Origin of the sequence: Pseudomonas sp. P20, assembly GCF_016463925.1 — a bacterium.
Lineage (GTDB): Bacteria > Pseudomonadota > Gammaproteobacteria > Pseudomonadales > Pseudomonadaceae > Pseudomonas > Pseudomonas aeruginosa.
In genome coordinates this window covers 153,567-173,978 of sequence record NZ_JAEMVM010000022.1, presented here as the reverse complement: position 1 = coordinate 173,978, position 20,412 = coordinate 153,567, and the positions used below count along the sequence as shown (strand labels likewise).

The window sequence follows — 20,412 nt, the reverse complement described above, 5'->3', positions numbered from 1 at the left end:
CCGAGAAGGCGCGCACGGATCGTCGGCCAGGCAGGCCTCTAGCGGGTCGGACGCAGCGTGCCGAAAGCGACGAAGAATCCTCCGCAGCCCCCTGTGAAACGCTGCCCCGCCCGTGCCAGCCTGATCGTCACGTTTGCGCCAGGATATCCGGAGGCTAGCGCTTCACGCAGACGAACAGGGCATTCCCGGAGCTGCCGGCCCAGGGCGTGATCCGTTCGTAGTCGTGTTCGAAGACCTGCACCTCGAAATGCGTCTGCAACAGGTGCTGCAGCTCGGCGAAGCCGAGGGCGACCATGGGGTGTTCGTCCTCCCAGGTCTGGGTCGTTCCGTCCGTGGTTTTCTCGATACCGAGGCGCAGCGCCTGGCGCTCGCCCTCGCCGCTGTAGTACCAGCCGGAACCGAAGGTGAAGCGGCTGCCTCGATGCTCCACGGAATGGCGGACGAACGCGCGATTGTCGATCTGCCCCTTGTCCACCGTGTTGAAACAGAACACGCCGCCATCCGCCAGTGCGCCATGCACGCTGGCCAGGCATGCGCGCAAGCGCTCCAGCCCTGCGTTGTAGTGGATGGAATAGAGGAAACAGGTGATCAGGTCCAGCGGCTCGTCCACCTGGAAGCCGGCCATGTCCTGCCGGCTGAAGTGCGCTTCGGGACAGCGCTGTCGGGCGAGGTCGAGCATCGGCTGGTTGATGTCCAGGCCGGCGCTGCGATAGCCGAAATCGAGGAAGTGCCGCACGTGAGGGCCGGTACCGCAGGCCAGGTCCAGGTGCCGCCGGCCCTGGTTGCCGAACAACTGGTGCAGGCGACGCACGCAGTGGCTCTGCGCCTGGTAGTCGATGTCGGCGCACATCAGGTCGTAATAGTGGGACAGGTCGGTGTACAGCGCGGTGGCGGACATGGGCGGCAAGGACCGGCGGCGAAGGGCGCGGCATGGTACCCCAGGCCCGGGCCTTGCCGGCGAAAAAACAGGCACCGGCCGGCGGATCGCGGGCGGACTTCAGTCGAAACGCGGCCAGTCGTCGGCGATCCTGCACCAGCAGGCCATCGATGCGACCTGGACATGCTTCTGTTTCGCCGCCGGGAAGGGCGTGTCCAGGCTGCCGAGGGCGACCGATACCCAGTCGGCGAACTCGCCTTCGCTCCTCGACCAGAACAGCGGCGAGCCGCAGCGCGAGCAGAAGCGCCGGAGCACGGCGGGTGAGGAGCGGAACGCGGCGAGCAGGTCGGCGCCGCGGTCGATGTGCAGGTCCGCGACGGGGACGCTGCCATAGCTGGCGAATGCCGCGCCATGGGCCTTGCGACACTGGCCGCAGTGGCAGTGAGAGAGTGCGCGCGGGGGCGAGGACAGTCGGTAGTGCAGCGCGCCGCACAGGCAACTGCCGTGGAAGGTCTGGCTCATCGGAGGGCGTTCCCGGATTCGCAAAGGCGGCGAGTCAAGCAACCCTCGCCACGCTTGTCGAGCGCCTCCTCCGGTCGCGGGCTGTCGGTGCGGGCGTCGATGTCTGCTAGGCTCTGCCGTTTCACCCTAGGAGTATTTCCCCATGGCCCGAGCCACTGCCCGCCATATCCTGGTTTCCAGCGAAGCCAAGTGCAACGAACTGAAGACCGCCATCGAAGGCGGTGCCGACTTCGCCGAAGTCGCCCGCGAGCATTCCTCCTGCCCCTCCGGCCGCGACGGCGGCAACCTGGGCTCGTTCGGCCCCGGCCAGATGGTCCGCGAGTTCGACCAGGTGGTCTTCAGTGCGCCGCTGAACGTGGTTCAGGGGCCGGTGAAGACCCAGTTCGGCTACCACCTGCTGGAAGTCACCAGCCGCCAGGACTGAACGTACGGCGGCGCATAACGCCCCTCTTCCACGCGCCGATCCAGGCGTGGGGCGAATAACCGCTGCGCGGGATAGACGGCGGATAACGCCGTTGGCGTTATGCGCCCTACCTGTCCCGGACGACGAAAGAAGCCGCACTTCCAGGTGCCAATCCGGACGTAGGGCGAATAACCGCTGCGCGGTTATCCGCCGGTGCGCGATCGATAGCCTGGCTGGCCTCAGGGCGCGAAGTAGCGGGAGATCTGCGAATAGACGCCGCTGAAATCGGAGAAGTAGTCATTGCGCTGTGAGGTGGGCGCGCCGCAGTACGAGGGGCCGCCGTACAGACCACCGCGCAGCTGGTAGGAGCCGTCGCCGGCGACGGTCAGCAGGCCCGAGCCGGACGAGCCGCCTTCGACCACCGCCGACGGCCAGTCGACGCGGGTCAGGGCGGTATGCCCGTCGTAGGTGACGCCCACTGCCGATACGTTGCCCTGCGAGTACTTCTTGGCGTCGCCGCGCGGATGGTGGATGTCATGGCCGAGCGAGCCGTTGGCGATCGGCGTGGCGCTCCAGCCCTGGTAGAACACGCCGGCCGGCGGAGTGCGCTTGAGTTCCAGCAGCAGGGTGTCGCGCTTTGCGTCGCGGTGCAGGATATTCGCCCCGCCGGTCAGCACGGTGACGCTCTGGTTGATGGTCGAGGCGTCGCCGTAGCACTGGGTGGTGTTGTAGAACCAGATGGTCTGCAGCGTCGCGGCGGTGGCCTGGTCCTCGATGCAGTGCGCGGCCGACCAGAACAACTGGCGCTTGGGCGAGTTGCCGTTGTTCAGCAGGGTGCCGGTGCAGATGTAGCTGCCGCCGTCCGCCGAGCTGGTGAAGACCATCTTCGCCACCGCTGCGGTGGCGTTGTCGTAGGCCCGTGTGCCGCTCTGGGTCGCGCAGACCGCATCCACCTCGCAGCTGCCGCTGGCGCCGAAGCCGTCGCGGTAGCCGGCCTTGTACAGGGAGTCGGCGAAATACGATACCTGGGGTACCGACAGGCGCAGGTCGCCCGGTTGCAGGTTGGCCGGCAGCACCAGTTCGACGGTCAGGGTATCGCCCTCGATGACCGGGCTCCAGTAGGGACGGTTGACCGAGAGGTCCTTGCCGCTGGCCTCGAATATTTCCTTGCCGGCGCCGGCGAAGTGCAGCAGCACGTCGTCGGGCAGCGAGCCGCTGCGGGTTTCCAGGCGAATCGCGGCGCGCAGGCTGGCGGCACCCGCAGCGCTGATCGGGAAGCGCGCGGTGTGGCGCCCGTCCGGAGTGTCGATCCATTCGAGGGTTGTCAGGTCGATTTCCGGAGTCGCCGTTTTCAGGCCCACGCCCACTTGCAGCGGCGTACCCGGTTTCGGCGCCAGCGGCGCGGCGCGGGCCACGCGGCGGGCGGGGGGCGCGGCGAAGTGGATGCCGGCCGCCGAGATCGCCGCGTTGGGGTTGGCGAAGCGGGCGTGACCGGTGCTCGCCGGGGAGGCCTGGAGCACGGCGACGTCGCCAGCCATCTCGCTCGCACCGGGCGCCGCCAAGGCCTGGCTCGCGCCGGCAGCCAACGCCAGAACCAGGCATGCATTCAGGTACGTTCTCTTATGCATGAATCGACTCCTTCAGTTTTTTGGGAGGGCAACTTCCTCAATCGTTCGCGTGGCGAAAGATATGCAGGTGTGACGGAGTCGTTCAAATATTTTTTATATTCGTTTCTGCTAGCTATTAAATATGAAGAAGCGTTTGTGGATAGCAGAATAGATAGCTATTTCCTTCACTTGCCATTGATGTTGGATTGCTCTCTCTACCAACTAAAGTTTGGTCTGGAGTGGCTCTGCAGAGCCTTCGGTTTGCTTCAGAGAGGTGCAGGATGTAGTGCATGAGTGCTTTACTGGTGCAGCTGTCGATGTGATCGGGTTAACGAAATCCTGATTTTCAAGTTATCCGGTTTGACCACTGCCGAATATAAGGCTGGGTGAATCTTCCATTCACCGCTCGGAAACCGTTCCGATGTTGGCTTGGTTGAATTCCAGGATATCCGGCTTATGGTCGTATAAGTCATCTCTATAATCGCGGGGCATATATAGAGCCCTGGCCGCTTACCATTACTCCAGGGTTTTCCAGGATACGCCGCCGCCCTTGTTTCAGAGCGGCGGATGCAACGGCGGCGCATGCCGCGCGATCAGTTCGGCGACCCACTCGATGAACACCCGCAGCTTGCCGCTGACGTGGCGGTTCGGCGGGAACGCCAGGTACAGCGGCATCGGCTCCAGGCTCCAGTCCTCGAACAGCGGCAGCAGCTCGCCGCGGGCGAGGGGCTCGCGCGCCATGTAGTGCGGCAGCCAGAGGATGCCCAGGCCGGCCAGCCCGGCCGCCAGGTAGGCGTTGCCGTCGTCCACCGCCAGCACATGACGGCCCGCCACCCGCAGGCATTCCTCGCCCCTGCGCATGGCGTAGGGCAGGGCCTTGCCGGTGCGCGCCCAGAGGAAGCCGACGATACGCTGGTGGCTGTCCTCCAGTTCGCGCGGGTGGCTCGGCACGCCGGCGCGCTGCAAGTAGGCCGGTGCCGCGTAGACCCCCAGTTGCAGGTCGCCGACCCGCCGCGCCATCAGCGACTGGTCGCGCAGTTCGCCGCCGCGGATGACGCAATCGACGTTCTCGTCGATCAGGTCGACGAGCCGATCGCTCACGCCCAGGTCGATCTGGATCTCCGGATAGCGCGCATGGAACTCGGGCAACGCCGGGATCAGCAGCAGCCGCGCCAGCGGGCTCGGTACGTCGATCCGGAGACGCCCGCGGGGCGCCAGGGCGGCGCTGGAGAGGCTGGTCTCGGCATCGTCCAGTTCCGCCAGCAGACGTACCACCCGCTCGTAGTAGGCGGCGCCGTCGGCGGTCAGGTTGAGCTTGCGCGTGGTGCGGTTGAGCAGGCGTACCCGCAGCCGCGCTTCCAGTTGCTGGACCAACTGGGTGACGCTGGTGCGGCTCATGTGCAGCGTCTCCGCCGCCTTGGTGAAGCTGCCGGTATCCACCACACGGGCAAAGGCCTGCATCGCATCGAAACGGTCCATCGGGACTCCGGGTCGTCGGGGATTGTTTGGATTCTACAAACAGTCATGGCCAGGGTTGCGCGTTTATCCACGGCGCGCACGACCTTACCGTTCTTCCATCGACGATGACGGGGCCGGAGCCCCAGGATGGAGGTATCGCATGACTGTACGCGACGTGGTTTTCCCCGCCGGCCGCCAGGCCCTCTACGAGCGCAACCGCTATTCCCCGGCGGTCCGCAGCGACGGCCTGCTGTTCGTCTCCGGCCAGGTCGGCAGCCGCGACGACGGCTCTCCCGAACCCGAGCTGGAGACCCAGGTCCGCCGCGCCTTCGACAATCTGAATGCGGTGCTCGCCGCGGCCGGTTGCGGGTTCGACGATGTGCTCGACGTCACCGTGTTCATGGTCGACGCCGAGGCCAACTTCGAGCGCATCTGGAAGATCGTCCCGGAGTACTGGGGCGAGGCGCCGTACCCCACGCTGACGGCGGTGGGGGTGAACTGGCTGTATGGCTTCAGCTTCGAGATCAAGGTGGTGGCGAGGTTGCCGGAGGGGCGGTGAGAGCCGATGCGCAGTGCCGGGGCCAGCTCGGCTAGCGCCGGGGCTCTGAGGGACGCCGCAGGCTTACCCAGGCCGGCGCGTGGTCGCTGGCGTGCTCCTCGCCGCGCACCCAGCGATCCACCCCGGCGTCTTCCAGGTGGTCCGCCAGGCTGGCGCTGAGCAGCAGGTGGTCGATGCGCAGCCCGGCGTCGCGTTGCCAGTGCTGGCGGAAGTAGTCCCAGAAGGTATAGAGGCGCCGGTCGGGGAAACGCTGGCGTAGCGCGTCCACCCAGCCCTGCCGCAGGAGGCGCTCGAAGCACTCGCGGGACTCCGGCTGGAGCAGGGCGTCCTTTTTCCAGGAGCGGGTGTCGTAGATATCGAAGTCGCTGGGCACCACGTTGAAGTCGCCGGCCAGCACCACCGGATGGCCGCTCTCCATCAGCTCGGCGGCGTGTCGGATGAGGTGCTCGAACCAGGCCAGCTTGTAGTCGAACTTCGGTCCCGGCTGGGGATTGCCATTGGGCAGGTACAGGCTGGCCACCAGCAGGCCGTCGACGGCCGCTTCGAGGTAGCGGCTGTGGGGATCGCTGGCGTTGCCCGGCAGGCCGCGGCGTACCTCCAGCGGCTGGCTGTCGCGGGCGAGGATGGCGACGCCGTTCCACGCCGACTGGCCCTGCCAGATCGCGCCGTATCCGGCCTTCTCCAGCGCCGCGGCGGGGAAGCGCGCGTCGGGCGTTTTCAGTTCCTGCAGGCAGACGATGTCCGGCGCTTCCCGCTCCAGCCAGGCCAGCAGCGCGGCCAGCCGGGTCTGGATGCCGTTGACGTTGAAGGTGGCGATCTTCAGGGTGTCCACCGGTCGCCTCCGCGAATGACGATCAGGCGGCCGCCTGCAGGGCTTCGCCGATGGCTTCGTTGAACGCCTGCAAGTCACCCGGGTTGCGCGAGGTGATCAGGGTCCAGCCGTTCGCCGGGCAGACTTTCACCCGCGTGTCGACCCAGTCCGCGCCGGCGTTGGTCAGGTCGATACGCACGCTGGAATAGGAGGTCAGGGTCTTGCCGCGGGCGACACCGGCGTCGATCAGCAGCCAGGGGCCGTGGCAGATGGCGGCGACCGTCTTGCCTGCGTCGCTGAATTCCCTGACCAGGCGCCGGGCCTCGCTGTCCTGGCGTAGGGTGTCGGCATTCACCGTGCCGCCGGGAACCAGCAGCAAGTCGTAGTCCTCGGCGCGCAGGCCTTGCAGCCTGGCGTCGGAATTGACGATCAGGTCCTTCTCGCTGTCGTGCACCCAGGTCTGCGCTTCGCCGCCCTCGATGGTCGCGTGGGTGACCGTGGCGCCCTGTTGCTTCAGGGTCTTCAGCGGTTCGAGCAGCTCGTCGCGCTCGATGCCGGTGTTGGCGGTGATGACCAGGACGTTCTTGCCTTGCAGCTTCGCGCTCATGGTTTTCTCCTCTGCTGGGGCGCCCGTGGCGGGCGCCGTGGCGTGACATGCAGGAGAGTGGAAAGCTGGAGCGCCGGGGAGTTCGAAAGATTTGCCGGGCGGTGGGCCGGATCCTTGGCCTGTCAGCCTCCGGCGTCAGCGGAACAGCAGCGAATGATGCGCCGCGCCACCGGTGCGCGCGCCGTCGCCCACCGCGATGGCGACGTTGCCGGCCGCCAGCGCCGCGTCGCCGCAGGCGAAGACGCCGGGAACGCTGGTTTCGCGCATGCCGTCGGTCCTGATGAACGGCCCGCTCGGGCCGTCCTCGAACTCGCAGCCGAGCAACGCCGCCAGCGGGCTGGCCATGCGCGTACGCGGCTGGGTGAACAACCCCGCGAGCGTAATCGTGCGGCCACTGGCCAGGGTCACGTCGGCGCGCGCGCCGCCCAGCGCGACCACGGCTTCGCGCTCGATCGTCACGCCGCGCCGGTCCAGCCTGGACATTTGCTCGGCATCCGGTTCGAAGACGCCGTTGAGGAAAAAGGTGGTCGCTCCCCAGTCGGGCAACATCAGGGCGTGGTGGATGGCCAGCGGTGAGGCCGCCAGTACGCCAATCGGCCCGCCGTCCAGTTCGTAGCCGTGGCAATACGGGCAATGGAACACGTGCCGTCCCCAGCGCTCGGCAAGACCGGGGATCTCCGGCAGCTCGTCGGCGACCCCGCTGGCGAGGATCAGCCGGCGCGCGGTGAAACGTTCTCCGTTGGCGGCCTTCACCACGAAACCGTCCGCCTCCTTCTTCGCCGCGACGGCGGCTTCGGACAGCCACTCGACGCTGGGATAGGCCAGCAACTGCGCGCGGGCGTCATCGGCGATGGCCGCCGGATCGCGGCCGTCCTGGCCGAGAAAGCCGTGGGAGGCCCGGGCGAAGCGGTTGCGTCGCAGTCCCGTATCCATCACCAGCACCCTGCGCCGCGCCCGCGCCAGTTGCATGCCCGCGGAGATGCCGGCGTAGCTGCCACCCACGATGATCACGTCGAAAGTCATGGCGTATCTCCCATTCGGATAGTCACGAAACAACGTAAGTTTCATGAGATGCGCTTGTCAACGCTCTCGTAACTTTTTCTGTAGCGAGACATACTCATGGTCTTTCCGTCACGAGCCCGCCGTTCATGAGAAACGACACCCGCCTCTCGCGCATGCTCCATGTGCTGATCCATATGGCCCGCCACGAAGGGCCGGCGACGTCCGAAGCCATCGGGCAGATGCTCGGCACCAACCCGGTGGTGGTGCGACGGACCATGGCGCTGCTGAAGAACGAAGGCTACGTGAGTTCGGAGAAGGGCCATCGCGGCGGTTGGCGGCTGGCCAAGCCGTTGGCGGACATCACCTTGCTGGATATCCACCAGGCGCTGGGAGCGTCCTCGATCTTCGCCATCGGCCTGTCTACCGATCATCCGGAATGCCTGGTCGAGCAGGCGGTCAACGAAGCGCTCAGCGAGGCGTTCGAGGCGGCGCAGGCGTTGCTCCTGGAGCGCCTGGGGAGCGTCACGCTGGAGCAGTTGGCGAGCGAGTTCGAGCGCCGCTATCGGCCCTGCTGAGGCGCCTCGAAGGGCCGTTCGGACACCGCCGCCGCGCCTGCGGAGGCACGCCGGCGGTCCGGGATCAGAGCGAGTACTTCACCGTGAACATCAGGTTGCGCGGCTCGCCGTAGTTGAGGTTGCCGAAGTCGATGCCGCTGTAATAGTACTTGTCGAACAGGTTGTTGAAGTTCAGCCGCGTGTCGATCCGTTCGTTGACCTTGTAGCCGAGCATGGCGTTGACCACGGTGTAGCCGCCCTGCTGGAAACCGGTGCTGCTGTCCTCGGTCTTGCTCTGGGTGGCCAGGTCGCCGCCGACGCGCCATTTGTGCAGTTCGCCGGGTAGCGTATAGCTGGTGGCGAGCTTGAACAGGTGGCGTGGCTTGGCCGCGTCGAATGGCTTGCCCTCGTTGGCCTTGTTGCTGTCGTGCTTGTACTTGGCGTCGACGTAGGTATAGCCGGCCATCATCTGCCAGTCGTCGCTCAGCGCACCGCTCAGCTCCAGGTCGACGCCCTGGCTGCGGACCTTGCCCGAAGCGCGCGAGCAATAGCGCGAGGTGGGGCTGAAGGGGCATGGCGAGGGGCCGCCGACGTCCTCGGTGGCGCGGTTTTCCTGGTCGATCTGGAACAGCGCGATCTGCGAATTGAGCGCGCCGCCGAAGTGTTCGCCCTTCAGGCCGATCTCGTAGTTCTTGCCGGTGATCGGGTCGAGCAGGCCGCCGCCGGCGTCGAAGTTGCTCTGCGGCTTGAAGATGTCGGTATAGCTGGCGTAGACCGAGTAGGTCTGGTTCAGGTCGTAGATCACCCCGGCATAGCGGGTGACGTTGCGGGTGACCTTGTAGCTGTCGGTATCGGCGTCGGCCTTGTACCAGTCCAGGCGCCCGCCGAGGATCACTTTCAGCGGGTCGGCGAGGTTCAACCGGGTGGTGAGGTAGGCGCCTTTCTGTTCCTGGTCGAGCTTCATGCCCCACAGGCTGGTGTTCAGCCTCGGCTTGAGAGTCGAGCTCGGGTCCCACTGGGTCGGGTCCATCGGCCCGGTGGGGGTGCCGTCCTTGTTGAACAGGCTGCCCCAGCCGCCGTGGCCGTCGAAGCGTTCCTGGCGATAGCTGGCGCCGACCACCAGCTCGTGCTCGCGGCCGAGCAACTGGAAGGGACCGTTGGCATAGGCGTCATAGCTGTCGTGGTCGTCGGTGTAGCTGTAGTCGCCGGGGTTCTGGGTCATGCTGGCGCAGCCGGTGGTCGAGTAGTAGCAGTCGTTGTACAGCCCGAGCATGTTGATTCGCGCCCACAGCTTGTCGGCGGCCAGCTTCATCTGCCAACCGTTGGCGAAGCGGTGGGTCAGGTCGCTGAACAGGTGGGTGGTGTCGGTATCCCAGTAGGACCAGTCGGCGCCGTAATAGGACGAGCGCTTGAGGTCCAGGTGGCGGCCGCCCAGCGGGCTGGGCAGGCCTACCCAGTTGTCGTTGCGGTTGTCGTTCTGGTTCGAGGCGCCGATGGCGAAGGTGGTGTCCGGGCTCAGGTCGGCTTCGGCGATCCCGTAGAACACGCCGCGTTCGCTGCTGACGTGGTCCTGGAAGCTGTTGCCTTTCTGGTAGGCGACCACCGCGCGGCCGCGCAGGGTTCCTTCGCTGTTCAGCGGGCCGGAAACGTCGGCCTCGCTGCGATAGCGGTCCCAGGTGCCGACGCTGCCTTGCAGGGAGGCGCGGAAGTCCTGGGTCGGACGCTTGCGCACCATGTTGATCGCCGCCGCCGGGTTGCCTGCGCCCTGCATCAGTCCGGTGGCGCCGCGCACCACTTCGACGCGGTCGAACATGGCCAGGTCGGCGGCGGAAATGACGTCCTGGGTATAGGTGGAAATGCTCGTCGGCAGGCCGTCGTACATGATGTTGTCGACGTCGAAGCCGCGCGCCGCGTACTTCACCCGGGCCGGCCCGTACTGTTGCACGGTGAGGCCGGTGACGCCCTTCACCGCGTCGTTGAGGTCGCGCATGCCCTGGTCGTCCATGCGCTGGCGGGTGACCACGCTGACCGACTGAGGGGTCTCGCGGATCGACATCGCAAGCTTGGTCGAGGTGCGCATCGCCCGCGTGGTGTAGGAGCCGCTGTCTTCGGTGATGGCGGCGGTGGCCGGGTCCTGGGTGGCGACCACGCTGAGCGCGCCGAGGTCGACGCTGTCGCCGGGGGCGATGCCGGCACCTGTCGCCGCGGCCTCGACCCAGGCGTCGCCGCCCCGAACCTCCCCGCTCAGTCCGGAACCTGCGAGCAGACGCTGCAGTGCCTCGCTTGGCTCCAGCGTGCCGCGTAGGGCCGGTGCGCGCCGGTCGGCCACGGCCGCGCGGTCGAAACGGATGCGCAGGCCGCTGGCGCCCTGCAATTGCTCGAGGGATGCGGCCAGGGGCTGGGCGGGAAGGTCAAGGGCGATGGGAGCGGCCTGGGCGGCCAGGGAAAGCGAGGAGAGACCGAGCAATAACGCACTGGAAACGACGTGTTTCATCTGCAGTGTCCTGGATGGCGGCGCAGGCAGGCCGTTGGCGCGACCGGCTGCGTTTCTTGTTTATGTGGGAAACCGGCGTAGGAATTCGCGGCGGGGCAAGTGTATGTAAATGTAAAAATGGAGTAAATGATATAGATTATCGTTATCAGTAGTATTCGCAGGAATCCGATGAACTGCGTCCTGCCAGCGGCTGACGGGGATTTCCGCTGGATACCTCCCGTGAAGGCCGTCTGGATTCGTGACTCCAGCGCAAATGAATTTGCTCGATTCGGGTCTTAATCGAAGAGATGTAAGCCGCCACACTGCGCTTCATTCGAGCCATCCCGTCCACGGAGCGCAGCCATGTCGTCCACCATCCACCCCCTCCCGTCCTTCGGTCTCGGCACCTTCCGCCTTACCGGCCAGGTCGTCGTCGACTCGGTGCGCAGCGCCCTCGAACTGGGCTATCGCGCCATCGATACCGCGCAGATCTACGGCAACGAGGCGGATATCGGCCGCGCGATCGCCGAGAGCGGCGTACCGCGTTCCGAGCTGTTCCTCACCACCAAGGTCTGGGTCGACAACTACGCCCGCGAAAAGCTGCTCGCCAGCCTGCGCGAGAGTCTGGAGAAACTGCGCACCGACCGGTTGGACCTGGTCCTGATCCATTGGCCGGCACCCGGCAACGGCGTCGAGCTGGCGGAGTACATGGCGGCGCTGGCGGAAGCCAAGTCCCTGGGCCTGACCCGGCGGATCGGCGTCTCCAACTTCAACATCGAACTGACCCGCCAGGCCATCGCCGCGGTCGGTGCGGGCGAGATATCCACCAACCAGATCGAACTCAGCCCTTACTTGCAGAACCGCGCGCTGACCGCCTACCTCGAGGAGCAGGGCATCGCGGTCACCTCGTACATGACCCTGGCCTACGGCAAGGTGCTGAAGGACCCGACGCTGGCCGGGATAGCCGCCAGGCACCGGGCCACGGTCGCCCAGGTGGCGCTGGCCTGGGCGATGCAACTGGGCTACGCGGTGATTCCGTCCTCGACCTGCCGCGAGAACCTCGCCAGCAACCTGCTGGCGCGCGACCTGCGCCTGGACGCCGAGGACATGGCGCGCATCGCCGGCCTCGAGCGTAACGGCCGCGAGGTCAGTCCGCAGGGCCTGGCGCCGGCCTGGGACTGAGAACCGCGTCGAGGGTCCGCCGCGCCGAGGCTCCGGTCGCGCGGCCGGTTCAGAGCTCGATGCGGTATTCGATCACCCCCGGCTTGTCCGCCACCCAGTCGTACAGGCGCTGCGCCCTGTGGTTGCTTTCCTGGGTATGCCAGTAGAGCCGCGCGCAGCGACGTTCCTCGGCCTGCCGGCGGACGTACTCGATCAACTGCTTGCCGATCTGCTGGCCGCGCACGTCGGGCGAGACATAGAGGTCTTCCAGGTAGCAGACGTCCTGTGCCGCCCAGGTCGAGCGGTGGTAGAGGAAGTTGACGATGCCATGCAGGCGGCTACCGTCGCTGGCCACGGCGCAGTGCATCGGTTCGCCCTCGTCGAAGAAGCGCCGCCAGGTGGCCTCGGTGGCCTGTGCCGAGAGTTCGACTTCATAGAACGCCTGGTAGGCCTTCCAGTATTCGAGCCACTGCTCGAAGTCCTCGTGTGCCACGGGGCGTACCGATACCAGTGTGTGCAGGGATTGCATCCAGTGCTTCCTTCTTTGGCTTGATGGGGCGATCCGGCGGAGGCCGGGACCGAGGGTCTTGACCCGGCTGTTTTTATAGCCGCCTAATGGCTTGCCATACCCCACCAATTAGATAATCGAGGGCAGACCATTTGTTCAGGCAGTCACTGCTCGAGTCGGTCAAGGCGCGCCTCCTCCATCCACAGCTCCAGGCCCTGCCGCTGCATGCGCGAATCCAGCGCGCGATCCGCCAACTGATCCTCGACGGTGCGCTGGCGCCGGGCAATCCGTTGCCGGCCTCGCGGGCGCTGGCGCAGTCGTTGGGGGTATCCCGCGACACCGTCGAAGCGGCCTATTCGCACCTGCATGCCGAGGGCTTCATCGAGCGTCGGGTCGGCAGCGGCAGCGTGGTCGCCGCGGCTACCCGGCTGTCCCCCGGCCGGCGCGGCGCGGGCGCTCCACGACGGGGCGGCGGCGCGCCGCGACTGAGCCGGCGTGGCGAGGCGATGCAGGCTGGCGGCGGGGTTCGCGAGCAGCTCGTCCCGCGCCCCTTCGCTCCCGGCGTGCCGGAGACCCGCACCTTTCCCCTGGCGACCTGGGAGCGCCTGCAGCGCCAGGTCCTCAAGGAATACAGCGCGCGCGCCCTGACCCATGGCGACCCGCAGGGTGCCGAACCGCTGCGCCAGGCGATCGCCGACTACGTCAACCTGGAGCGTGGCGCACGGGCCACGGCCGACCGGGTACTGGTGCTGACCAGTTCGCAACAGGCGCTGGGTCTTTGCGCCAGCGTGCTGCTCGACGCCGGCGAGCGGATATTCGTCGAGGACCCGGCCTACTACGGCGCGCGCAAGGCCTTCGAGGCCGCAGGCCTGGAGTGCCTGCCGGTCCCGGTCGACGAACAGGGCCTGCGGCCCGAGCCGATCCTCGCCCAGCCGCAGGCGGCGCGGGCGCTGTGCCTGACCCCGTCGCACCATTACCCGACCGGCGTGACCCTGTCGCTGGAGCGCCGCCTGGCGCTGATCGAATGGGCGCAGCGGCAGCAGGCATGGATCATCGAGGACGACTACGACAGCGAGTTCCACTACGCCGGCCGGCCCACCGCCTGCGTGCAAGGCCTGGACGCCCACGAGCGGACGCTCTACATCGGCACGTTCACCAAGTCGCTGTTTCCCGGCCTGCGCATCGGCTACATGGTCCTGCCGCCGGCGCTGGTGGCGCCGATGACCGTCGCCCGCTCCCTGCAGGACGGGCACAACGCCTCGCTGGCGCAACTGACCCTGGCGCGCTTCATCGCCGGCGGCCATTTCGGCGCCTATGTGCGCGGCATGCGCAATCTCTACGGCGAGCGCCTGGGATTCCTCGCGGAGCGGGTGGGCAAGCGTCTGGGCGGCCTGGTCGAGCCGCGCGTGCCGGCCGGCGGGCTACAGATGCCCGGGCTGCTTTGCGCGGGAATCGACGAAACGCGCGCCATCGCGGCGGCATACCGCGCCGGTGTCGAGCTGGTCGGGCTCAGCGCCCTGCATCTCGCCGCGCCACCGCGAGCGGGTTTCCTGATGGGCTTCGCCGCCTACACCACGGACGAGCTGGAGGCGGCGGTCGGGGTCCTCGCGAAGACCCTGCGCGGTTTGCGTGCGAATCCCTAGGCCGCCGGCAAGCGCTCAGTCGCGCAGGGCGTAGACGTAGGCATCGACCTGGGCGCCGTCGGCCAGCGTTACCCGGGTCGCCACGCGCCGGTATTCGGTGCCTTCGAATTCATCCAGCGCGGGCCAGTGCTCGGCGAGGCGGTCGGAGACGAACACATGGCCGTGGATTTCCTCGCCGTCGGCGTCGATCGCCAGGCCCGGAAAGCCCATCCCGGCACCCCAGCCCTTTTCCAGCAGGCGACCGCGGAGGCTGGCCGCCTGCCATTGCCCGCCGATCTTCTGCATCAGGTGTTCGTTGGGACGGCCGGGGCCGAGGCTGCCGTAGACGAAGAGTCGCTGCATCGATAACTCCCTTGAACGGAAGAGCGTGGGCGCAAGACGCGAAGCCTTCCGCCCGCGCCTTTCACTTGCTTGCCAGCGGTGGAGTACGCGGCGGCACGATACGCCGCGAGCCGGTCGACTCGAAGGCCGCGGCGAAGCGCAGCAGCGCCGAGTCGTCGTAGGCGCGGCCGGCGAAGGTCAGGCCCACCGGCATGCCGATGTCGGCCATCACCCCCATCGGTACGGTGACCGTCGGCACGCCGAGGTGGCGGATGGCGAGGTTGCCGTTGGCGACCCAGACACCGTTGCTCCAGGCGATGTCGGCCGAGGCCGGGTTGACGTCGGCGTCCGCCGGGCCGACGTCGGCGACGGTGGGGAAGAGCACGGCGTCCAGGCGCAGGCGTCGCATCCACTCCTCGAGGTCGATCCGCCGGGTTTCCTCGAGGCCGCGCAGGCCATCGGGGAGGGTCGCGATCCGGTCCCAGGGCTTGATGCCGCGCTCGGCCATCCGCACGTATTCGTCCATGCCGGCGGCCAGGTCGCCCTCGCGGTTGGGCAGGGTGCCGGGGTCGTGGGGGAAGATCTGCGGGCCGTCGACATCCGCCAGGCGGTTCAGCTTCGGATCGCCATTGGCGCGCAGGAAGTCGTCGAAGCCCCAGGCCGAGAGTTCCCACAGCTCGTCGTGGAGGAATTCCTTCGACACCAGGCCGCGGTTGAACACGGTGGGCGCGCCGGGTCGGTCGCCTTCGCAGTTCGACACCAGCGGGAAGTCCACCTCGATCACTTCGGCGCCGGCGGCTTCCAGGGCCTTGCGCGCCTGTTCCCAGAGGGCGATGACCGAGGGCCGGGTATGGATGCGCTGGCCGGTCGGGCCGCCGATCCCGGGGGACTCGCTGGTGCCCGCATCGGGGTCGGCGTTGATGAACATGCGCGGCACGCCGAAGCGCTTGCCGGCCAGGGCCTCGGCGCCTGCGGCCAGGGCCGGGTAGCTCGCCGGGCGTACCTCGGAGGCCTTGGGGATCGGCACCCAGGGCTGCATGCGCCAGAGGTCGCCGCGAGTATCGGGATCGTCGGCGACCACTACGTCGAGGATTTCCAGCAGGTCGGCCATGCTCCGCGCATAGGGCACCACCACGTCCATGGTCGGCGTCAGCGGCCAGTTGCCGCGCACCGAGATCACCCCGCGCGAAGGGGTGTAGGCGCACAGGCCGTTGTTCGACGCCGGGCCGCGCCCGCTCGACCAGGTTTCCTCGGCCAGGCCGAAGGCGGCGAAGCTGGCCGCGGTGGCGGTGCCGGCGCCATTGGAGGACCCCGAGGCGAAGGGCGCGGTGAGGTAGGCGGCATTGTACGGGCTCTCCGCGCGGCCGTAGACGCCGCGCTGCATGCCGCCGTTGGCCATGGGCGGCATGTTGGTCTTGCCCAGGCAGATCGCCCCGGCGGCGCGCAGGCGCTCGACGGTGAAGGCATCGCGCTGGGCCACCAGGTCCTTGAACGCCGGGCTGCCGGAAGCCGCGGTGAGGCCCTTGACCAGGTAGCTGTCCTTGGCGGTGTAGGGAATGCCGTCCAGCGGACCGAGGGGCTCGCCACGCGCCCGGCGGGCGTCGGAGGCCTGCGCTTCGGCCAGCGCATCGGGATTGCGCACCACCACCGCGTTCAGCGCGGTGGGCGTGCCGGGTGCATCGTAGGCGTCGATCCGCGCCAGGTAGGCCTGGACCAGTTCGACCGCCGTGGTACGACCGGACTCGAGCGCGTCACGCAGCTCGGCGATGGAAACCTCGGTGACCTCGATCATGCTGTCACCGCCTGGCGAATGGAGACGGGGAGACCGTTAGCGACGCTCATCATCGTTCCTCTTGTTCTCTGCTTGCTGCGACGGGGGCCGCGAGGCGGCCGGGTCGATACAGGGGATGCAGTGTACATCCTGGCCGGCGCTCGCGGCTTCCCTGGCGGGGCGCGGCAACGGCCTCGCAGGTCCTGGCCAGTGTCTGGGGTTGCCGCCGAAGCGCGGCGTCGGAGAAAGTCCGCGGGCTGTCGCCGGCCGCCGGCGAGGCGTAAGGTGCGGCGTCGGGGGGACCATTTCACACAGGGGAATCGTCATGACGAATCATCGTACCGCGCTGGTCACCGGCGCCACCCGTGGCATCGGCCTGGCCCTGGCCAGGCGCTTGGCGGCCTCCGGCTGGAGTGTAGTGGGCATCGCCCGCCATGCCAGCGACGACTTTCCTGGGCGTCTGCTGTGCTGCGACCTGGCCGATCCTGCGCAAACCGCCGAGACGCTGCGCGGATTGCTCTCGGAAAGCGCCGTGGATGCCTTGGTCAACAACGCCGGGATCGCCTTGCCGCAAAGCCTGGAGAACCTCGACCTGGCCGCTCTGCAACAGGTCTTCGACCTCAACGTGCGGGTCGCCGTGCAGCTTGCCCAGGCCTGCCTGCCGGGGCTCAAGCGTTCGCCGGCGGGCCGCATCGTCAACCTGTGCAGCCGGGCGATCCACGGCGCCCGCGAACGCACCGCCTACGCCGCGGCGAAGAGCGCGCTGGTCGGGGTGACTCGCACCTGGGCGCTGGAGCTGGCGCCGCTGGGCATCACGGTCAACGCGGTGGCGCCCGGGCCGATCGAGACCGAGCTGTTCCGCCAGACCCGCCCGGTCGGCGGCGAGGAGGAACGGCGGATTCTCTCGACCATCCCCATGCAGCGGCTCGGGCGGCCGGACGAAGTGGCCGCGCTGATCGAGTTCCTGCTCAGCGAGGGCGCTTCGTTCGTCACCGGCCAGGTGATCGGTGTCGACGGCGGCGGCAGCCTGGGCGGTCGTTGAGGCCGGGGCTCAGATCCGGCGGCTGCGCAGCAGTAGCCAGAGCAGGTAGAAACCGCCGAGCAGGCCGGTCATCAGGCCGATCGGCAGGTTGGCGACGTATGCCAGGCGCTGGCCGAGCAGGTCGGCGGCCAGCAGCAGGACCGCGCCCATCAATGCGCCGGACAGCAACGGCACCCCGGCCGAGCGGGTCAGGCGCCGGGCCAGTTGCGGGCCGGCCAGGGCGATGAAGGCGATGGGGCCGGCCGCGGCGGTGGCGATGGCGGTCATGCCGACGGCGACCAGGACCATCTGCAAGCGCACGCGCTCCACCGCCACGCCGAGCTGGGCGGCGCTGGCATCGCCCAGCTCCAGCACTTCCAGGCGACGACCGTGGTACAGCGCCAGCGGCACGCTGGCGAGCAGGCCCAGCGATGCCGGGACGACGTGCGACCAGGTCCGGGTGTTCAGCGAGCCGGCCAGCCAGAGCTGGGCGTACATCGCCTGGTCGAGGTTGCCGGTGACCAGCAGCAGGCTGTTCAGGCCCGACAGGCTGGCGCCGACACCGATGCCCACCAGCACCAGGCGGTAGCCGCCGGCGGTGGCGCCCCGGCGCGCCAGCAGCACCACCGCCAGCGCCGTGCAGAGGCCGGCGGCCAGCGCCGCCAGCGAGGTGGCCAGCGGGCCGGCATCGAACAGGATGATCTGCACGATGGCGCCGCTGGCGGCGCCGGTGGTGAAACCGATGACGTCGGGCGAGCCCAGCGGATTGCGCGAGATCGACTGGAAGATCGCCCCGGCCATGCCCAGCGCGGCGCCGACCAGGCAGGCGGTGAGCACCCGTGGCAGGCGTACGCGCTGGACGATGCGCTGGGCGGTGGGGTCCTGGCCCTGGCCGAGCAGGCTGGCGAACACCTCTGCCGGGCCCAGCGCCAGGCTGCCGGTCCCCAGCAGCGCCGCCGCCAGCGCCAGTCCGACCCCCGCGAGGACCAGGCAGGCCAGCGCCGCCCGTGGCCGCCAACGCAGCGACAGGGAGCCCAGGCGCAGGGCGTGGAGACCGTTCACAGGCGGCTCAGGCGGAAGCGCCTGACCAGGACGATGAAGGCCGGTCCGCCGAGCAGCAAAGCGACGATTCCGGCGGCGATCTCCGCCGGCGCCGCCAGCAGCCGCCCGAGGATGTCGGCGCCGAGCAGCAGGCCGGCGGCGATCAGCGCCGAGAAAGGCAGGATCCAGCGCTGGTCCGGTCCGGCCAGCAGTCGCGCGAGGTGCGGGGCGACCAGGCCGACGAAGGCGATCGGCCCGGCCAGGGCGGTCGCCGCGCCGGCCAGCAGCATCACCGCCAGGCAGGCGAGCAGCCAGGTCAGGCGCAGGTCGACGCCGAGCGCCCGGCCGATCTCCTGGCCCAGGGCCAGGGCATTGAGCCTGGCGGCGAGGGCGAAGGCGGCGGCCAGCCCGGCGCCGATGGCCAGGCCCGGCCATCCGAGCAGGGCGAAGCCGCTGCCGGAAAGCGAGCCGGCGGCCCAGTGGCGGAAGCGGTCGAAGACTTCCGGCGGGGCGTTCAGCACGATGATCCCGGTCAGCGAGGCGAGCATCACCGACAAGCCGGCACCCGCCAGCACCAGGCGCACCGGGTTGGTGCCGGTCTCGCGGGCCTGGCCGAGAAGGAATACGGCGATGCCGGCCAGGCCGGCGCCGAGGAAGGCGCAACCGAGGTACTGGCCCATGCTCGCCAGGTCGAACAGCGCGACCCCGACGATCACCGCCAGCGCCGCGCCGGCGTTGATCCCCAGCAGGCCGGGTTCGGCCAGCGGATTGCGCGTCAGCGCCTGCATCAGCGCGCCGGCCACTCCCAGCGCCGCGCCGGCCAGCAGCGCCACCAGGGTGCGTGGCAGGCGCAGTTCGCGTACCACCAGGTGGCGATCATCGTGCGGATCGACGGCTTGCAGGGCGTCCAGGGTGACCGCCAGGGGCACCGGCCGCGAGCCCAGCGCCAGGCTGGCCAGGGCCGCCAGCGCGAGCAGCAGCGCGCCGGCGAGCAGGCCCCAGGCGCGCAGGCGCCGGCGGCGCATCGGGGACGCCTGCATGAGCGGACTTCCGGCGAACGGGCGCATGGCTCAGCGGAAATGGCGGGCGACGTTGTCGATCATCTGCCGTCCCGAGTAGTAGTCGATGCGGAAGGAACTGGGGCCCAGGGCGTACACGCGCTTTTCGCGGACCGCCGACAGGTTGGCCAGCACCGGGTCGGCGAGGAACGCCTGCACGTCGTCGTCGCTGGCGCCGAGCAGGAACACGCTGTCGCCGGCGATGGCGGCGGGCAGGTTTTCCCGCGAGATGAACTGGAAGTCCGAGGCGCGCGTCACCTTGCCCGCCAGCGCCTCCGGCAGTTCCGCCACCTGGAAGCCGAGGGCCTCGAGCAGGCGTGCCTGGGGGCTGGCCTGGCGGCCGATGGAATAGCTGCCGGCGATGTTGTAGCCGACCACGCTGACCGGGCCCTGCGGCGGCGCGATGGCCGCGGCGACTTCGGCGGTGTAGGCGTCGAAGCGCTGGATGGCGGCCTGCGCCTGGCGTTCCAGGCCGGTGTGCCGGCCCAGCTCGGTAGCCAGTTCCTGCCAGCTGTGTTTCGAGTAGTCGACCACCAGCGTCGGTACGCCCTGCGCCTCCAGCTCCGCACGGTATGGCGCGGCGCTGTCGGCGCCGGTGGCGGAGGCGACCAGCAGGTCCGGATCCTGGGCGATCACCGCTTCGATGTCGAAGCGCAGGTTGCGGTAGAGCACCTCGACGCCACGTTGGTCGGCGACCTTCGCCCATTGCGAGAAGAAGCCCTTGGCGTCGGTCAGGCGACTTGGCGTGGTGGCGGCGCTGGCCACCAGCGGTGCGTCCATCGCCAGCAGGATGCCGGTGACGCTCGGGGTGGTGGAGACGATCCGCGCTGGCTTCGGCTCCCCGGCCGCGGCGAGGGTGGCGAACAGGCTCAGGGCGAGGGCGAGTAACGGCAGGGCGGAGCGGCGGCGGGTCGGCATGAAGGCTGTTTTCGCTGTAGGGGAAGCCGGGCGGACGGATTCATATGATAATGCTTCTCATGCAGTCTATTCCATAATGTAGAATCGATTCCACATA

The 20,412-nt window shown here is 68.4% G+C and carries 20 protein-coding genes; 6 read left to right on the top strand and 14 right to left on the bottom strand.

The features are described 5' to 3' along the window. Window positions 1-154: 154 nt before the first annotated feature. Both eftM and JHD77_RS23765 read right to left on the bottom strand, forming a co-directional pair. A complete protein-coding gene (eftM, locus tag JHD77_RS23770) occupies window positions 155-898 on the bottom strand; it encodes a class I SAM-dependent methyltransferase EftM (RefSeq protein ID WP_003101353.1) in 744 nt (247 codons plus the stop codon). A gap of 99 nt (window positions 899-997) precedes the next feature. Continuing rightward, entirely contained in the window at window positions 998-1,399 is a 402-nt protein-coding gene (locus tag JHD77_RS23765) for a GFA family protein (RefSeq protein WP_003101352.1), read from the bottom strand. Between the two features lie 142 nt (window positions 1,400-1,541). On the opposite strand from JHD77_RS23765, the gene JHD77_RS23760 reads away from it, so the two are divergent. After that, entirely contained in the window at window positions 1,542-1,823 is a 282-nt protein-coding gene (locus tag JHD77_RS23760; protein ID WP_003101349.1) for a peptidylprolyl isomerase, read from the top strand. A gap of 218 nt (window positions 1,824-2,041) precedes the next feature. Here the strand turns inward: JHD77_RS23760 and piv are convergent, their stop codons facing one another. Next, window positions 2,042-3,430 (bottom strand): protease IV, encoded by a 1,389-nt coding sequence (gene piv / locus JHD77_RS23755; RefSeq protein ID WP_003101348.1) that lies wholly within the window; start codon window positions 3,428-3,430, stop codon window positions 2,042-2,044. A gap of 534 nt (window positions 3,431-3,964) precedes the next feature. Further along, entirely contained in the window at window positions 3,965-4,888 is a 924-nt protein-coding gene (locus JHD77_RS23750; protein ID WP_003101343.1) for a LysR family transcriptional regulator, read from the bottom strand. 139 nt (window positions 4,889-5,027) lie between these two features. Between JHD77_RS23750 and JHD77_RS23745 the strand changes: the two genes are divergently transcribed. Next, on the top strand, window positions 5,028-5,426 hold the full coding sequence (locus JHD77_RS23745) for a RidA family protein (RefSeq protein ID WP_003101334.1): 399 nt from the start codon (window positions 5,028-5,030) through the stop codon (window positions 5,424-5,426). Window positions 5,427-5,457: 31 nt separating this feature from the next. Here the strand turns inward: JHD77_RS23745 and xth are convergent, their stop codons facing one another. From xth to JHD77_RS23730, 3 genes are all read right to left on the bottom strand, one after another. Continuing rightward, the gene (xth, locus tag JHD77_RS23740) at window positions 5,458-6,258 is read right to left on the bottom strand and encodes an exodeoxyribonuclease III (protein WP_003101332.1); all 801 of its coding nucleotides are present in this window, start codon (window positions 6,256-6,258) and stop codon (window positions 5,458-5,460) included. Window positions 6,259-6,280: 22 nt separating this feature from the next. Next, window positions 6,281-6,844: a type 1 glutamine amidotransferase gene (locus JHD77_RS23735; protein ID WP_003118177.1), complete on the bottom strand. Its 564-nt coding sequence runs from the start codon at window positions 6,842-6,844 to the stop codon at window positions 6,281-6,283. 135 nt (window positions 6,845-6,979) lie between these two features. Beyond that, window positions 6,980-7,912 (bottom strand): NAD(P)/FAD-dependent oxidoreductase, encoded by a 933-nt coding sequence (locus JHD77_RS23730; protein WP_003118999.1) that lies wholly within the window; start codon window positions 7,910-7,912, stop codon window positions 6,980-6,982. A gap of 80 nt (window positions 7,913-7,992) precedes the next feature. Here JHD77_RS23730 and JHD77_RS23725 point away from each other — a divergent pair, with 80 nt between their 5' ends. Next, window positions 7,993-8,421, top strand: coding sequence for an Rrf2 family transcriptional regulator (locus JHD77_RS23725; protein WP_031756877.1), 429 nt, complete (start codon window positions 7,993-7,995; stop codon window positions 8,419-8,421). 64 nt (window positions 8,422-8,485) lie between these two features. On the opposite strand, the gene JHD77_RS23720 is transcribed toward JHD77_RS23725, so the two are convergent. Then, window positions 8,486-10,894: a TonB-dependent siderophore receptor gene (locus JHD77_RS23720; RefSeq protein WP_003093547.1), complete on the bottom strand. Its 2,409-nt coding sequence runs from the start codon at window positions 10,892-10,894 to the stop codon at window positions 8,486-8,488. 342 nt (window positions 10,895-11,236) lie between these two features. Here JHD77_RS23720 and dkgB point away from each other — a divergent pair, with 342 nt between their 5' ends. Further along, the gene (dkgB, locus tag JHD77_RS23715) at window positions 11,237-12,055 is read left to right on the top strand and encodes a 2,5-didehydrogluconate reductase DkgB (RefSeq protein WP_016263076.1); all 819 of its coding nucleotides are present in this window, start codon (window positions 11,237-11,239) and stop codon (window positions 12,053-12,055) included. A gap of 49 nt (window positions 12,056-12,104) precedes the next feature. Here dkgB and JHD77_RS23710 read toward each other — a convergent pair whose 3' ends face one another. After that, window positions 12,105-12,563, bottom strand: coding sequence for a GNAT family N-acetyltransferase (locus JHD77_RS23710; RefSeq protein ID WP_003101319.1), 459 nt, complete (start codon window positions 12,561-12,563; stop codon window positions 12,105-12,107). A 131-nt stretch (window positions 12,564-12,694) separates the two neighbouring features. On the opposite strand from JHD77_RS23710, the gene pdxR reads away from it, so the two are divergent. Next, the gene (gene pdxR, locus JHD77_RS23705; RefSeq protein ID WP_023083969.1) at window positions 12,695-14,185 is read left to right on the top strand and encodes a MocR-like pyridoxine biosynthesis transcription factor PdxR; all 1,491 of its coding nucleotides are present in this window, start codon (window positions 12,695-12,697) and stop codon (window positions 14,183-14,185) included. A 15-nt stretch (window positions 14,186-14,200) separates the two neighbouring features. Here pdxR and JHD77_RS23700 read toward each other — a convergent pair whose 3' ends face one another. Together JHD77_RS23700 and JHD77_RS23695 are read right to left on the bottom strand one after the other, a co-directional pair. Continuing rightward, window positions 14,201-14,527, bottom strand: coding sequence for a gamma-glutamylcyclotransferase family protein (locus tag JHD77_RS23700; protein ID WP_003093540.1), 327 nt, complete (start codon window positions 14,525-14,527; stop codon window positions 14,201-14,203). Window positions 14,528-14,588: 61 nt separating this feature from the next. Next, the gene (locus JHD77_RS23695) at window positions 14,589-16,298 is read right to left on the bottom strand and encodes an amidase (protein WP_003101313.1); all 1,710 of its coding nucleotides are present in this window, start codon (window positions 16,296-16,298) and stop codon (window positions 14,589-14,591) included. Between the two features lie 304 nt (window positions 16,299-16,602). Here JHD77_RS23695 and JHD77_RS23690 point away from each other — a divergent pair, with 304 nt between their 5' ends. Then, window positions 16,603-17,319, top strand: coding sequence for an SDR family oxidoreductase (locus JHD77_RS23690; protein WP_003101310.1), 717 nt, complete (start codon window positions 16,603-16,605; stop codon window positions 17,317-17,319). Window positions 17,320-17,328: 9 nt separating this feature from the next. Here JHD77_RS23690 and JHD77_RS23685 read toward each other — a convergent pair whose 3' ends face one another. The 3 genes from JHD77_RS23685 to fepB are packed head-to-tail and all read right to left on the bottom strand — an operon-like array spanning window position 17,329 to window position 20,315. Then, window positions 17,329-18,360 (bottom strand): FecCD family ABC transporter permease, encoded by a 1,032-nt coding sequence (locus JHD77_RS23685; protein WP_012613559.1) that lies wholly within the window; start codon window positions 18,358-18,360, stop codon window positions 17,329-17,331. Beyond that, a complete protein-coding gene (locus JHD77_RS23680) occupies window positions 18,357-19,379 on the bottom strand; it encodes a FecCD family ABC transporter permease (RefSeq protein ID WP_003118181.1) in 1,023 nt (340 codons plus the stop codon). The genes JHD77_RS23685 and JHD77_RS23680 overlap by 4 nt, the downstream gene beginning before the upstream one ends. Before the next feature lie 30 nt (window positions 19,380-19,409). Next, window positions 19,410-20,315 carry a Fe2+-enterobactin ABC transporter substrate-binding protein gene (fepB, locus tag JHD77_RS23675; RefSeq protein WP_003093531.1) on the bottom strand — a complete coding sequence of 302 codons (906 nt, stop codon included), beginning with the start codon at window positions 20,313-20,315 and terminating at the stop codon, window positions 19,410-19,412. Window positions 20,316-20,412: the final 97 nt, after the last annotated feature.